Here is a 13,108-nt window from a genome sequence, read left to right as displayed (position 1 = left end):
GTCAGTCTTCATGCGGGCTGTCGTGGCCCGCTTCGGTATCCGCGCGTTCGGCTGGCGTGCCGCCCTCCATTCCGTCGCCCGATTTGCGGTTCCTGGCGCCACCGCCGCGCCGCCGTCGTTTTCTGGGGCTTCGGTCCTTCCCGCCTTGCGTGAGCAGTGCTTCACGCGCCGCCACGTCTCCTTCGATGAACTCCCTCCACCACGCTCCGACCGACTCGTCGAGTTCGCCCGATTCGCAGCGCAACAGGAGGAAATCATACCCCGCTCTAAATCTTTGGTGTTCCAGCAGCTTCAGCGCGCTTCTTCCCGAACGTTTTTCAAGACGGAGCTGCAAGCCCCAGATTTCGCGCATGTCGGACGAAAAGCGCTTGTGGATGGCGAGCTTCTCGGTCTGCATGTCGAGCACTTCGTCCATCGCGCGATGCAGCGCGGGCACCGGATATTCGCCGTTCGCCTCGAATTTCTGCCAGCGCTGCTGCACGTCGTGCCAGAGCAGCGTGGCGAACAGGAAGCCGGGCGACACGGGTTTCCCGGCGCGCACGCGCGCGTCCGTATTGTTGAGCGCGAGCGTGATGAATTTCTCGCCGGTGGGCTGTTCGAGCACCACGTCGAGCAAAGGCAGAAGCCCGTGATGCAGGCCTTCCTGGCGCAGGCGCTTCAGACAGGCGAGCGCGTGGCCGGAGAGCATCAGCTTCAGCATTTCGTCGAAAAGACGCGCGGCCGGCACGTTGTTGATCAGGTCGGCCATTTTCGCGATGGGCGCGCGGGTCGCGTCGTCGATCTCGAAGTCGAGCTTGGCGGCGAAACGCACGACGCGCAGCATGCGCACCGGATCTTCGCGATAACGCGTGGCCGGGTCGCCGATCATGCGCAACAGGCGCGCGCGCACGTCGGCCATGCCGTTGTGGTAGTCCAGCACGGTTTCCGTGGCCGGATCGTAGTACATCGCGTTGATCGTGAAGTCGCGGCGCGTGGCGTCTTCGTGCTGCTCGCCCCACACGTTGTCGCGCAGCACGCGGCCGCTCGCGTCCACGGCGTGCGTACGGCGGTCGAGTTCGTCGCGCTTCAGCCGGCGCGGCGGCGCCGCGTCCGCCGCGGGCGGATCAACGAGCGCGCGGAACGTCGAGGTTTCGATGATTTCCTGGCCGAACTGCACGTGCACGATCTGAAACCGGCGCCCGATAATGCGCGCGCGGCGGAACAGCTTCTGCACCTGCTCGGGCGTGGCGTCGGTCGCGACGTCGAAATCCTTGGGCTTGATGCCGAGCAGCAGATCGCGCACCGCGCCGCCGACGATAAATGCCCGGTGCCCCGCCTGTTGCAGCCCTTCGGTCACACGAATCGCGTTGCGCGAGATGAGCGTAGGGTCGATGCCGTGCACGTCGTGCGGAATGATGACCGGCACGTCGGGGTCGCGCACCGCCTTGGCGGCGGCGCCGCCGCGGGCCGGCTTGCGGCGCGCGCGGCCGGTCCCCGCGGCGCCCTGTGCATTGCGTGCCGGTGCGCTGCCGGTTTCGTCTGCGTCGGCTTCAGCCGGCAGCGTGTCGTCGGCGGATGCGGTGTCCTGGCCGAATAGCTTGCGAATGAGTTTTTTGATCACGTGGGTTGAAAGAGTTCGAGGATGCGCCAGCCTTTGGCCTGTGCATGGGCACGCAACGTGTCGTCGGGATTGGTCGCGATCGGGTCGGTGACCTTTTCGAGCAGCGGAATGTCGTTGTGCGAATCGCTGTAGAAAAAGCTGCGCTCAAAGTCGCTCCAGCTCTTGCCGAGCGACGCGAGCCATGCCTCGGTGCGCACGATCTTGCCTTCCTTGTAGCTCGGCGTGCCCGTGGGCCGGCCCGTGTAGGCCGAGTGCGGGTGGCCGTCGACGGTTTCCGCTTCGCAGGCGATGAGCGTATCCACGCCGAACGCGCTTGCAATGGGACGGGTGATGAATTCGTTCGTGGCGGTGACCACGCAGCACAGGTCGCCGGCTTCGCGGTGCCGCTTGACCAGCTCGACCGCCGCCGGGAGGATGGCCGGCGTAATCACCTCATGCATGTACTGCGCGTGAAAGTCAGCGAGTTGCGCGCGCGTGTATTTGGCGAGCGGCGTGAGCATGGCGATCAGATAGGCGTGGATGTCGAGCTTCCCGGCCTTGTAGTCGGCGTAGAAGCGGTCGTTGTCACGGGCGAAATTTTCGGCGTCGACCATGCCGTGTTTCACCATGAAGCGGCCCCATTCGTGGTCGCTGTCGGTGGGAATGAGCGTGTGATCGAGGTCGAAGAGTGCGAGATTAGCCATGGGGGTCTATTTTACTTGAAGCGACGGACGACGCGGCGGGGCCCTCCTGGCCCGGCGAAGCCAGCATTGTGCGCAAAAGCGGCAGCGTCACCGCGCGCTTCTGTTCGAGCGAAAAGCGGTCGAGCGCGTCGAGAAGCGCCATCAGGCTTGGCATGTCGCGGCGAAAATGCGTGAGCAGATAGGCGGGGACGTCGTCGGCGAGCATGATGCCGCGCTCGCGCGCTGCGCGTTTCAGCACGGCGGCCTTGGCTTCGTCCGGCAGCGGCGCGAGATGGAACACGAGGCCCCAGCCGAGCCGCGTGCGCAGGTCCTCGCGCACCGTCATGCCGATGGGCGGCGCGTTGCCGGCGGCGACGAGCGCGCTCGTCGGATGCGCGCGCACCTCGTTGAAGAGATTGAACACGGCGATCTGCTGCGCGGCGGAGAGGCCGTCGCAATCGTCGATCGCATAGAGCGCGATGCGCGGGTCGAAGCCGAACGCGGCGAGGCTGCTTTGCGGACCCGCGAAGCGCGCGTGGCCCGGCGGCGCTTCGTGCACGAGCGCCTGCAGCAGGTGCGTGCGGCCGCTGCCCGCTTCGCCCCAGATATAGAAGGTGCGATCGGCGACAGGACCGGCGGCGAGCGCGCTGTCGAGCTCCCGCAGGCGCGTGACGAGCTCGGCATTGGTGCCGGCGAAAAAATTCTCGAATGTCGATGGCGGCGGCGTGCCGAGATCGAGCGTCAGTTGACGAAGCACAGTAGGTGAATGCCGAAAGTAGGGCTCGCGTCGCGAAGCGCCTTGCGAGCCGGAACTGCGAAGCGGAATGTCAATTGTTGTAGAGCGTGCTTTCCAGGTAGCTTTGCCGCAACTCGCGCACGGCCACCGACAAAATCGCGCTGACCGGCAACGCGAGCAGCACGCCGAAAAAGCCGAACAGCTGCCCGAACGCGAGCAACGCGAAAATGACCGCCAGCGGATGCAGGCCGATCCGCTCGCCGACAAGGCGCGGCGTAAGGAAAAAGCTCTCCACGATCTGGCCCACGCCGTAAATCAGCGCGACCGCGCCGAAACCGTACCAGTTGCCGAATTGCAGCAGCGCGGCGAGCAGCGCGAGCGCAAGACCGGTCGCGAAGCCGACGTACGGAATGAACACCGCGAGTCCCGTGAAAATGCCGACCGGGAGCGCGATCTCGAAGCCGGCGAGGGTGAGCGCAACCGCGTAAAACACGGCGAGCACGCCCATCACCAGCAACTGGCCGCGCAGGTATTGCGACAGCATCTGATCCATGTCGCGCGCGAGTTGCAGCGTCTTGACGAGCCAGCGCCGCGGTACCACGCCCTGCGCGCGCAGCAGCATGCGGTTCCAGTCGTACAGCAGATAGAACAGCACGAGCGGCACCAGAATGAGATTGCCGATCACCGTCATCATGACGTTGCCGCTCGTCACGATCGAGGTCCACGCATAACGTGCGACCGTCTGCGCGCTGCCTTCGAGCTGTCCCATGACGAGGTCGCGCACGCTCGCGAAGTCGAGCGAATCGGCGAGGCCGAGCAGCGCGAGCTTGGGCTGCAGCCACGCGTTGATATGGGCGAACAGCACGGGCACCTGCTGCCGCAGCTGCGGGCCTTCTTTCTGGATCACGGCGAACACGAGCAGCACGAGCAACGTCATGAGCAGCGTGAAGAGCAGCATCATCAGCAAGGCCGCGAGCGCGCGCGGCACGCGCCGGCGCACCAGCCACGCGACGCCCGGCTGCAGGATGTACGCGAGAATCGCGCCGAGCAGAAACGGCGTAAGAACCGGACTCAGCAGCCACAGCAGAATGCCGACGCCAAGCGCAATGGCGAGCCAGATGAAGGCGCGGCGCTGCACCGGCGTCAGTATCGAGGAGTTCTGTTGCAAAGTTGTTTCCCAGGTGTCGTCGCGGCATCGGGTAAAATCGCATTTTACCGACCTTCGAGCACTCCCCCCATGAATCAACCGAAATCCGCCCCGAATTCCACTGATTCGGCCCAAGGTTTGTCGTATCGCGACGCCGGCGTGGACATCGACGCGGGCGACGCTCTCGTCGACGCAATCAAGCCCTTTGCCAAAAAGACGATGCGCGACGGCGTGCTGGGCGGCATTGGCGGATTCGGCGCGCTGTTCGAGGTGCCGAAGCGGTACAAGGAACCGGTGCTCGTGTCGGGCACGGACGGCGTGGGCACCAAGCTGCGCCTCGCGTTTCAGTTGAACCGGCACGACACGGTGGGCCAGGATCTGGTCGCCATGAGCGTGAACGACATTCTCGTGCAAGGCGCCGAACCGCTCTTTTTCCTCGACTACTTCGCGTGCGGCAAGCTGGACGTCGGCACCGCGGCCACGGTGGTGAAGGGCATCGCGCAGGGTTGCGAACTGGCGGGCTGCGCGCTGATCGGCGGGGAAACGGCTGAAATGCCGGGCATGTATCCGGACGGCGAATACGATCTGGCCGGCTTCGCGGTCGGCGCGGTCGAAAAGAGCAAGATTATCGACGGCAGCACGATCGCCCCCGGCGACGTGGTGCTGGGCCTTGCGTCGAGCGGCATCCATTCGAACGGTTTTTCGCTCGTGCGCAAGATTATCGAGCGCGCGCAACCCGATCTGAATGCCGACTTCGACGGCCGTTCGCTCGCCGACGCGCTCATGGCGCCCACGCACATCTACGTGAAGCCGCTCCTCGCGCTCATGCAGCAGATCGCGGTCAAGGGCATGGCGCACATCACGGGCGGCGGGCTCGTCGAAAACATTCCGCGCGTGCTGCGCGAAGGGCTGACCGCGGAGCTCGATCACCGCAGCTGGCCGCTGCCGCCGCTGTTCTCGTGGCTCCAGAAGCACGGCGGCGTCGCGGACGCGGAAATGCATCGCGTATTCAACTGCGGTATCGGCATGGCGGTCGTGGTGTCGGCGGCGGATGCCGACGCGGCCATCGGTCTGTTGTCCGCAGCCGGCGAGCAGGTCTGGAAGATCGGCCTGATCCGTGAAAGCGCGACCGGTGAAGCGCAGACGGTCGTCGTTTAATTGTTCTCTTCAGGCGCGCGGTAGAGCGCCGTAGCCTGCGCGGTGTGACGAGCAGTCGCCCACGCCGCGCGGGTTCCAGCATTGCCGCTGCGTCAGGCCTCGAGCAGCGCTTCGATCATCTCCAGCACGCGCGCCGTCGCGTGCGGATCGCAGCAGTCCACCACCACCCGCTCGTTCATGCTGCGCAGCCATGTGAGCTGCCGCTTGCACAATTGCCGGGTCGCGAACACGCCCTTGTCGCGCATGGTCGAATAGTCGACGGCGCCGTCCAGATACTCCCAGACCTGCCGGTAGCCGACGCAACGCATGGAAGGCATGTCCGGCGTCAAGTCACCGCGTTCGCGCAGCTTCACCACTTCGTCGACAAAACCGTTGTCCAGCATCGCATCGAATCGTTGCTCGATGCGCGCGTGCAGCACGCTGCGGTCCGACGGCTCGAGCGCGATCGGCACGAAGTGCCATTGGGCGGCGGCTTCGTCGGTGCGCGCGGGGGCGGCGAGCAGCGCGGACATCGCTTCGCCGGTGAGCATGAACACTTCGAGCGCGCGCTGGATGCGCTGCGAATCGTTGGGCGCAAGGCGCGCCGCTGTCGCCGGATCCACCGCGGCAAGCCGCGCGTGCAGCGCGGGCCAGCCGTCGCGCGCCGCGTCGGCGTCCAGTTGCGCGCGCACCGTGGCGTCGGCGGCGGGCAGGTCGTTGAGTCCTTGCGTGAGCGCCCGGTAGTACAGCATCGTTCCGCCGACGAGCAGCGGCAGCCGCCCGCGCGCGCTGATTTCGGTGGTGAGGCGCAACGCGTCGGCGCGAAATTGAGCTGCTGAATAGGCGTCGGCGGGATCGACGATATCGATCAGATGATGCGGCGCGACCGCGCGCTCCTCCGCGGTCGGCTTGGCGGTACCAATGTCCATGTCGCGATAGACGAGAGCGGAATCGACGCTCACGATTTCAACCGGCCGCTGTGCCGCCAACGCGAGCGCGGCCGCGGTCTTGCCGGACGCAGTCGGGCCGAGCAGGCAGGGAATCGGCGTGGGGTTGCGTGCAGTCATCGGCGTGCTGGCGCGCGCGGATCGCGTCTCGGGAAGCGCACGGTCACTGTCCGCGCATGAACAGGCGGTCGAGATCGGAGAGCGTCAATTGATACCACGTCGGACGCCCGTGGTTGCATTGATCGGCGCGCTCGGTCGCTTCCATCTGGCGCAGCAGCGCGTTCATCTCATCGAGTGTCAGACGCCGGTTCGCGCGAACCGCGTGATGGCAGGCAAGCGTGCCGAGCAGTTCGTGCTGACGCTCGGTCAGCACGCGCGAGCCGCCGTATGCGTGCAGATCGGACAGCACCGCGCGCGCCAGCGCTTGCAGATCGGCGTCTTTCAGCAAGGCCGGCACCGCGCGGATCGCGAGCGTGGTCGGCGACAGCACGGCGAGATCGAAGCCGAGCGCGTCGAGCGTCTCGCGCGCTTCCTCCACGGTGCCGATTTCGACGGGATCCGCCTGCATGGTCTGCGGAATCAGCAGCGGCTGGACGGCGATCGTGCGATCGGCGAGCGCGTTCTTGAACTGCTCGTACAGGATGCGCTCGTGTGCCGCGTGCATGTCGACGATCACGAGCCCATGCGCGTTTTGCGCGAGCACGTAGATGCCGTGAATCTGGCCGAGCGCAAAGCCGAGCGGCTGGTCGTCGGCGGGATGGAAGGCGGGCGATGCATGCGGCGCCGACGCGTCGTATGGCGACGGACCTTCGGCGGCGGAATCGCGCGCTTCGAAAAGCGTCGCCCCTTGTGCCGTTGCCGCGCTGCTGCCTTTGCGGCCGAACAGCGCGTCGTAGAAGGCGAGCGGCTGCGCGACCGGCAGCGTGCCTTGCGTCATGCGCGACTGGCGCATCCACGTGTTGCCGGGCTGCGACGCGCTGAAGCCGCTGCCGCTCGAACCGCTCGACGCAGTTGCGCCGAAGCCGCCCGCGCTGTTCGCGCCGTTCATCGCGCCTGATGGCGCGAAGCCGGCGCTCGCTGCAGGCGACGAGCCAAACGAAACCGCTCCATCCGCGGATGCCTGCAGGTGCGCCGCGTGGCCGCCCGCGGTCGTTTCCGGCGACGCGCCCGCGTGACGCGCCAGCGCGCGTTGCACCGCGTGGAAAACGAACTGATGAATCGAGCGCGAATCGCGAAAACGCACTTCGATTTTCGATGGATGCACGTTCACGTCCACCGCTTCGGGCGGCAGGTCGAGAAACAGCACATACGACGGATAACGGTCGCCGTGCAGCACGTCCTCGTAAGCGGCGCGCACGGCATGCGTGAGCAGCTTGTCGCGCACAAAGCGGCCATTGACGAAGAAGTACTGCTGGTCCGAGCGCCCGCGGCTCGCGGTCGGCAGCCCCGCGCAACCGTAGACGGCGAGTGGACCGGCGGACTCGTCGAGCGGCAGATGAGCCGTTGCGAAGGTTTCGCCGAGAATTTTCGCGACGCGCACCGGCGGTTCGCTCGCGTTCCAATGCTCGACTGCCTTGCCGTTGTGCAGGACCGAAATCGCGACGTCAGGGCGGGCCAGCGCGGCACGCCGGATCTGCTCGAGGCAATGGCCGAGCTCAGTCTGTTCGCTCTTCAGAAACTTGCGGCGCGCGGGCGTATTGAAATACAGCTCGCGGACTTCGATGGTGGTCCCTTGAGTGCCCGCCGCGGGACTCAGGACGCCCGTTTGCGCATCGACCCGCACCGCGTGCGGCGCGTCGGCCGTGCGGCTCGTGATCGTCATTTGCGCGACCGACGCGATGGAGGCCAGAGCCTCGCCGCGAAACCCGAGCGTCGCGACGGCCTCGAGTTCGGCGAGCGAGCGGATTTTGCTGGTCGCATGGCGCATCAAGGCGAGCGCCAGTTCGTTCTCGGGAATGCCGCAGCCGTCGTCGGTGATCGAGATGCGCTTGACGCCGCCTTCATCGAGCATGATGCGCAGCGTACGCGCGCCGGCATCGAGGGCGTTTTCCAGCAATTCCTTGACGACTGAGGCCGGCCGCTCGACCACTTCGCCTGCGGCAATCTGGCTGATGAGCTGATCGGGCAGCGGCTGGATGGCGCGCAGCGGGCGCAGAGCCGCTGTGGCGGCTGTCGTGTCGGCGCGGGCGGGCGTTTCGGAGAATTCGGACATGGCGAAATTATAGCGATTCGGGGGCGGCAGCCCGGAAATGGCGGAAACATGCCGGAGATTTTCCCGGCTCGCTCGGGCACTTTCGGTATCATGACGCGGTCAATTCGCGGCGACGGGCGAGACTTCGCGCCATCGCCCGCCGGTCCCCCGGCGAACCTATCCGCCGCATTCAATCTCGCTTGATAAAGGACGCTTTTTGGACACGCTGCTACATCTCGTCAACCTTGTGCTGCACATCGACAAGTTCCTCGGAGAATTCATCCACGTGTACGGCGCGTGGGTGTATGCGGTCCTGTTCCTGATCGTTTTCTGCGAAACCGGGCTCGTGATTCTGCCGTTTCTGCCGGGCGATTCCCTGCTGTTCATCGGCGGGGCATTTTGTGCGTCTGGGCAGATGAATCTGGGTCTGTTGATTTTGCTGCTGTTCGTGGCGGCAACCAGCGGCAATACCGTCAACTACATGATCGGACGAGCGATTGGTCCGAAGGTTTTCAATTCGCGCATTCCGGTGCTGGAGCGTTTTCTGGACCGGCGCGCGCTGCAAAGAACCCACGACTTCTATGAACGGCATGGCGGCAAGACCATCGTGCTCGCGCGCTTCATTCCGGTGGTGCGGACGTTTGCGCCGTTTGTCGCCGGTGCCTCGGAGATGACGGTCAGCCGATTTCAGCTGTTCAATCTGGCGGGCGCGCTGTTCTGGGTATTGCTGCTTGTCCTGCTCGGCTATTTCTTCGGCAATATTCCTTTTATCCGTCAATATCTGAATGTGATCGTGCTCGTCGGCATTGGCGCGGCGATTGTGCCGGTCGTGCTCGGTGCGCTGTGGAAGATGATGCGCAAGAGCGCGTCGAAGCCGGGCTAACGGGTAAGAGGCATTGCGCGCATGGACTGCTGAGGTTTCCGCATAAGTCTCCGCACGAGTTGCCGTATGAAAGAACCGGCGTCGCGATTTGCGCGACGCCGTTTTTGTTTGCGGACCGCAAAGTGGACGGGGGCTCGCCGCTCACATCGGCAACTGAGATTCAGAGTAAGGCGAGGTCGGAATGACGAGCGTCTTGCCGGGCGCTGGCTTCGCCGGACGATGCCGGCGGCTGACGCCTTGCCAGGCAAACGCCGCCACGATGGCGAGCGCGTAGGCGGCGCTGCGGACCCAAAACGCCGACGGCGTGCTGAATTGGCCGTAGCGCGTTCGGGCGTCGGCGAACACGAGAAAGGTGAGGGCGGCATCGAGCAGGACAGCCGTGAGCGCGAGCGCGGCAAACACGCGCGAGCCGTTGAGCACAACGCCCGGTATCAGACGATTACACAGCTGGCACGCCACGAGTACGATCGCCAGCAACGCAAGATTCGAGACGAGATCGAACAGAAAGTTGGTCATTTCAGTGGAATGAAAGCGCCGCGGGTTGCGGTGTTGCGAGAGCGTCTGTGCCCGCTCATGCAGAGCGGCCGTGTCAGACGGCGGCGATCATTGCACGTCTTTATGTCTCAATAAATGTTCAGGTTCGCAGTCCGTATAGTGTTGTCAGAATGCGTGAAGTTTGGCGGTCGAAAAGGCCGAAGGCGACGAGTGAAATTGCAGGGATTGATGAGGGCTCCTGCTTTCCGGCGGCCTGTGGTTCTTCTTTAGGAGAGAGGCAGCGGCCGCAGCAGATTCTGCGGCGCAAAAAGCTTGCGACAAAAGAAAAAGGGCTTACGACGCTAGCGCGTGTAAGCCCTCGAATCTTTTGGTAGGCCGTACGGGATTCGAACCTGTGACCAACGGATTAAAAGTCCGCTGCTCTACCAGCTGAGCTAACGACCCAAAAGAGAAGCGAAATTATAGCGATGGCCGCAAGGGGCTGTCAACCGTTCCGCACGTCCGCCCACGACAGAAGGAAGCAATCCAGATAGTGAAAAGCCCGGGCATGAGACCCGGGCTTTTCAGCGAGAGGCGCGCGTGACTATCTTTTCCGGCATTGCAGGCACTGCGCGTTACTGCAAACTACTCAAACAGACCTGCCGCAGCACGGCAACCGCTGCGCGGCTACTTGATTTGCGACAGCTTGCTCTGCGCCGACTGGGCGACGTCCGAGCCGCCATATTGCGCGAGGATCTGTTCGAGCGTCTTCCTGGCCGCAGCCTTCTGCCCCTGCTCGAGCTGATTGTTGGCAATAGCCAGCAACGCCTCCGGCGCGCGCGGATGCTGCGGATATCTGGCCACGACGCCTTGCCAGGTCGCCGTCGAACCCTTGTAGTCGCGCAGCGCATACAGCGCGTTGCCGAGCCAGTACTGCGCGGTCGGCTGATAGGGGCTGTTCGGATACTTCGAGATGAAGCTGCGGAACGACGCCGCCGCATTCTTGAAGTCGCCGTTGCGGAACTGCTGGGAGGCCGCATTGAACGCATCCGTTTCGCCCGGCTGAACCTCGCCCTGGACACCGTCCACCGTTTGTTGCTGCGGCTCGAATTTCTTCAGCCGCGTGTCCAGATCGGTGTAGTAGTCCTTCTGCTGTTTTTGCAGCGTGGCGAGCTGATTGCCCATGTCCTCGTTCTGCCCGCGCAGCGTCGCAACCTGCTGGTTGAGCTGGTCGAGACGGTTGGACTGATCGAGGATCGTGCGCTGCGCTGCCGACAACTGGCTCGACAGGCTGTCAGTCTTCGCCCGCAGATCGAGAATGGCCTGGCGGGCCTGATCGTCGTCGAAGATGCCCGCGTGCGCCGGCACAGCCGCGAGGACCGTGCCCGCGACGCAGGCCGCTGCGGCAATTCGCAGCGAGAAGAAACGATGCGTCATTCGGCTCATTACCCGTTACTTACTGTTGGTACACGAGGTCGGCGCGGCGGTTTTGTGCCCACGACGATTCGTCATGACCCGTGGCTTGCGGCTTTTCCTTGCCGAGGCTCACAGCTTCCATTTGCGAGTCCGTCACGCCCATCAGCGAAAGCGAACGACGCACCGCTTCAGCACGCTTCTGGCCGAGCGCCAGGTTGTACTCGCTCGTGCCGCGCTCGTCGGTGTTGCCCTGAATCAGGACGTGGCGTTGCGGATGGCTCTTCAGGTACTGCGCGTGTTGTTGCAGCAGCGACTGGTAGTCGTCCTTCACCGAGTAGCTGTCGAAATCGAAATAGATGCTGCGCTTCGCGAGCGGGCTGTTCGGGTCGTTCAGCGGGTCGACGTTCACTTGCGCGACATCGTTGGGGTTCGGCTGCGTCGAGACAGCACCGCCCTTGTTCGCGTTTTCGTCGAGCTTCACGCCCGAATGACACGCGGCCAATGCACCGACCATCAGCACTGCAAATGCGAAGCGAAGTTTGGACATCATTTTTTACTCTCCTTGTGTTATTGCATCAACGTTATTGCATGAAGGGGCCCCAGGACGGCTCGCGTACGCTGCCCCCCTGCACAGACAGGACCTGCCGGGTGCGACCGTCCGTCGAAACCGCGGCCAATACGCCACGGCCGTTCACCTGGGTAGCGTAAAGAATGTACTGACCGTTCGCCGCGAAGCTCGGCGATTCGTCATGTGTCGTGTCCGTCAGGCCCGTAGCGGTTCCGCCTTGCAGGTCCTGGATATACAGCTTGAAGGCGCCGCCGACGCGCGAAATATACGCGAGTTGCTTGCCGTCCGGGCTCACGCGCGGGCTGGTGTTGTAGCTGCCGGTGAACGTGACGCGCTGCGCCGCTCCGGCGCTTTCACCCTGTGCCGACATCTTGTAGATCTGCGGTTGGCCGCCGCGGTCGCTCGTGAAATAGATGGTCTGGCCGTCCGGCGAGAAGGTCGGCTCGGTGTCGATCGAGCTGCCCTGCGTGAGGCGGCGCAGGCCGGTGCCGTCCGCGTTGACCGCGAAAATCTGGGTGTTGCCCGTGCGCGAAAGTGCGACCGCGAGTGTGCGACCGTCCGGCGACCATGCGGGCGCACTGTTGTTGCCCTTCTGATCCGACACGACGATGCGGCGGCCCGTAGGCAAATCGTGAATGTAGACGATCGGCTTTTTCTTCTCGAACGAAACGTAGGCGACCTTGGTGCCGTCAGGCGACCAGGCCGGCGAGATGATCGGCTCGGGGCTCGACAGCGCAATGTGTGCGTCCTGGCCATCCGAATCCGAAATCTGCAACTGATAACGGTTGCCCGTCTTGATGACATACGACAGCCGCGTGGCGAACACGCCGCGCCCGCCCATCAGCTTCGCGTAGATGTAGTCGGCCACCTTGTGCGCGCTCATGCGCAGGCCGCTTTCCGGGCTCACCAGCACGAGGCCGCCGAGGCTTTCGCCCTTAACCGTGTCGTAGAGCTTGAAACGCACTTCGTACTGGCCGTTCGGCAGGCGGTTCACGCTGCCGGCCACGAATGCGTTCGCCCCTTTCGCCTTCCAGCTGCCGAGATCGACCGAAGCCGTTTCCGGCACGGGCGCCGAACCGGCGTCGATATTGGTGAATTTGCCGCTGCGCTGCAGGTCCTGACGCACGATGGTGCTGACCTGCTGCGGCGAGTTCGCTTCATTGGCGAAATTCGCCGTTGCGATCGGAAACTGGGTGGACCCGACGCCCGTGACGAGCACGTTGAGTTGCGCGTTCGCGGCGCCGCCGACGGCGATCAGGCACGACGCTACAAGTGTCCGCAGGCCTAGCTTGGTCATCAAACTCATGCTGTATGGATTCCCCAAAAACGGTTTTACTAAAGCTTCGC

Annotated in this window: 12 protein-coding genes and 1 tRNA gene; 2 read left to right on the top strand and 11 right to left on the bottom strand. The window is 64.3% G+C overall.

Annotated features, from left to right (window positions below):
- Nucleotide 1 precedes the first annotated feature (1 nt).
- The 4 genes from pcnB to ACEN8U_RS29645 all read right to left on the bottom strand — a co-directional run bounded on the left by pcnB (nucleotide 2) and on the right by ACEN8U_RS29645 (nucleotide 4,166).
- Nucleotides 2-1,600, bottom strand: a complete 1,599-nt coding sequence (pcnB, locus tag ACEN8U_RS29660) for a polynucleotide adenylyltransferase PcnB (RefSeq protein ID WP_310105181.1) — start codon at nucleotides 1,598-1,600, stop codon at nucleotides 2-4.
- Nucleotides 1,597-2,283 (bottom strand): HAD family hydrolase, encoded by a 687-nt coding sequence (locus ACEN8U_RS29655; RefSeq protein WP_013587189.1) that lies wholly within the window; start codon nucleotides 2,281-2,283, stop codon nucleotides 1,597-1,599. Before ACEN8U_RS29655 ends, pcnB begins: the two co-directional genes overlap by 4 nt.
- Nucleotides 2,276-3,019 (bottom strand): DnaA regulatory inactivator Hda, encoded by a 744-nt coding sequence (hda, locus tag ACEN8U_RS29650; protein WP_310105186.1) that lies wholly within the window; start codon nucleotides 3,017-3,019, stop codon nucleotides 2,276-2,278. Before hda ends, ACEN8U_RS29655 begins: the two co-directional genes overlap by 8 nt.
- Nucleotides 3,020-3,089: 70 nt before the next feature.
- Nucleotides 3,090-4,166, bottom strand: coding sequence for an AI-2E family transporter (locus ACEN8U_RS29645; RefSeq protein WP_310105188.1), 1,077 nt, complete (start codon nucleotides 4,164-4,166; stop codon nucleotides 3,090-3,092).
- 69 nt (nucleotides 4,167-4,235) lie between these two features.
- Here ACEN8U_RS29645 and purM point away from each other — a divergent pair, with 69 nt between their 5' ends.
- Nucleotides 4,236-5,303 carry a phosphoribosylformylglycinamidine cyclo-ligase gene (purM, locus tag ACEN8U_RS29640; RefSeq protein WP_310105189.1) on the top strand — a complete coding sequence of 356 codons (1,068 nt, stop codon included), beginning with the start codon at nucleotides 4,236-4,238 and terminating at the stop codon, nucleotides 5,301-5,303.
- A 92-nt stretch (nucleotides 5,304-5,395) separates the two neighbouring features.
- On the opposite strand, the gene miaA is transcribed toward purM, so the two are convergent.
- Together miaA and mutL are read right to left on the bottom strand one after the other, a co-directional pair.
- Entirely contained in the window at nucleotides 5,396-6,349 is a 954-nt protein-coding gene (gene miaA, locus ACEN8U_RS29635; protein ID WP_310105192.1) for a tRNA (adenosine(37)-N6)-dimethylallyltransferase MiaA, read from the bottom strand.
- Between the two features lie 43 nt (nucleotides 6,350-6,392).
- A complete protein-coding gene (gene mutL, locus ACEN8U_RS29630; protein WP_310105195.1) occupies nucleotides 6,393-8,441 on the bottom strand; it encodes a DNA mismatch repair endonuclease MutL in 2,049 nt (682 codons plus the stop codon).
- Nucleotides 8,442-8,637: 196 nt separating this feature from the next.
- Here mutL and ACEN8U_RS29625 point away from each other — a divergent pair, with 196 nt between their 5' ends.
- Nucleotides 8,638-9,303, top strand: coding sequence for a VTT domain-containing protein (locus tag ACEN8U_RS29625; protein WP_013587195.1), 666 nt, complete (start codon nucleotides 8,638-8,640; stop codon nucleotides 9,301-9,303).
- A gap of 141 nt (nucleotides 9,304-9,444) precedes the next feature.
- On the opposite strand, the gene ACEN8U_RS29620 is transcribed toward ACEN8U_RS29625, so the two are convergent.
- The 5 genes from ACEN8U_RS29620 to tolB all read right to left on the bottom strand — a co-directional run bounded on the left by ACEN8U_RS29620 (nucleotide 9,445) and on the right by tolB (nucleotide 13,067).
- Entirely contained in the window at nucleotides 9,445-9,819 is a 375-nt protein-coding gene (locus tag ACEN8U_RS29620; protein ID WP_015001675.1) for a hypothetical protein, read from the bottom strand.
- Nucleotides 9,820-10,166: 347 nt separating this feature from the next.
- Nucleotides 10,167-10,242 (bottom strand) — tRNA-Lys (locus ACEN8U_RS29615).
- 222 nt (nucleotides 10,243-10,464) lie between these two features.
- On the bottom strand, nucleotides 10,465-11,214 hold the full coding sequence (gene ybgF / locus ACEN8U_RS29610) for a tol-pal system protein YbgF (RefSeq protein ID WP_013587197.1): 750 nt from the start codon (nucleotides 11,212-11,214) through the stop codon (nucleotides 10,465-10,467).
- 19 nt (nucleotides 11,215-11,233) lie between these two features.
- Nucleotides 11,234-11,743 (bottom strand): peptidoglycan-associated lipoprotein Pal, encoded by a 510-nt coding sequence (gene pal / locus ACEN8U_RS29605; protein ID WP_013338115.1) that lies wholly within the window; start codon nucleotides 11,741-11,743, stop codon nucleotides 11,234-11,236.
- Between the two features lie 31 nt (nucleotides 11,744-11,774).
- A complete protein-coding gene (tolB, locus tag ACEN8U_RS29600) occupies nucleotides 11,775-13,067 on the bottom strand; it encodes a Tol-Pal system beta propeller repeat protein TolB (RefSeq protein ID WP_013587198.1) in 1,293 nt (430 codons plus the stop codon).
- Between the last annotated feature and the right edge of the window lie 41 nt (nucleotides 13,068-13,108).

Origin of the sequence: Paraburkholderia phenoliruptrix, assembly GCF_047325075.1 — a bacterium.
Taxonomy (GTDB): domain Bacteria; phylum Pseudomonadota; class Gammaproteobacteria; order Burkholderiales; family Burkholderiaceae; genus Paraburkholderia; species Paraburkholderia phenoliruptrix.
Note: the sequence above shows the minus strand (reverse complement) of the source record. Positions and strands in the feature narration are given on the sequence as shown.

Excerpts from the sequence above, each read along its gene's own strand:
- ACEN8U_RS29655 (WP_013587189.1), bottom strand. The coding sequence starts at position 2,283 with ATGGCTAATCTCGCACTCTTCGACCTCGATCACACGCTCATTCCCACC.
- purM (WP_310105189.1), top strand. The coding sequence starts at position 4,236 with ATGAATCAACCGAAATCCGCCCCGAATTCCACTGATTCGGCCCAAGGT.
- miaA (WP_310105192.1), bottom strand. The coding sequence starts at position 6,349 with ATGACTGCACGCAACCCCACGCCGATTCCCTGCCTGCTCGGCCCGACT.
- mutL (WP_310105195.1), bottom strand. The coding sequence starts at position 8,441 with ATGTCCGAATTCTCCGAAACGCCCGCCCGCGCCGACACGACAGCCGCC.
- ACEN8U_RS29620 (WP_015001675.1), bottom strand. The coding sequence starts at position 9,819 with ATGACCAACTTTCTGTTCGATCTCGTCTCGAATCTTGCGTTGCTGGCG.
- ybgF (WP_013587197.1), bottom strand. The coding sequence starts at position 11,214 with ATGACGCATCGTTTCTTCTCGCTGCGAATTGCCGCAGCGGCCTGCGTC.
- pal (WP_013338115.1), bottom strand. The coding sequence starts at position 11,743 with ATGATGTCCAAACTTCGCTTCGCATTTGCAGTGCTGATGGTCGGTGCA.
- tolB (WP_013587198.1), bottom strand. The coding sequence starts at position 13,067 with ATGAGTTTGATGACCAAGCTAGGCCTGCGGACACTTGTAGCGTCGTGC.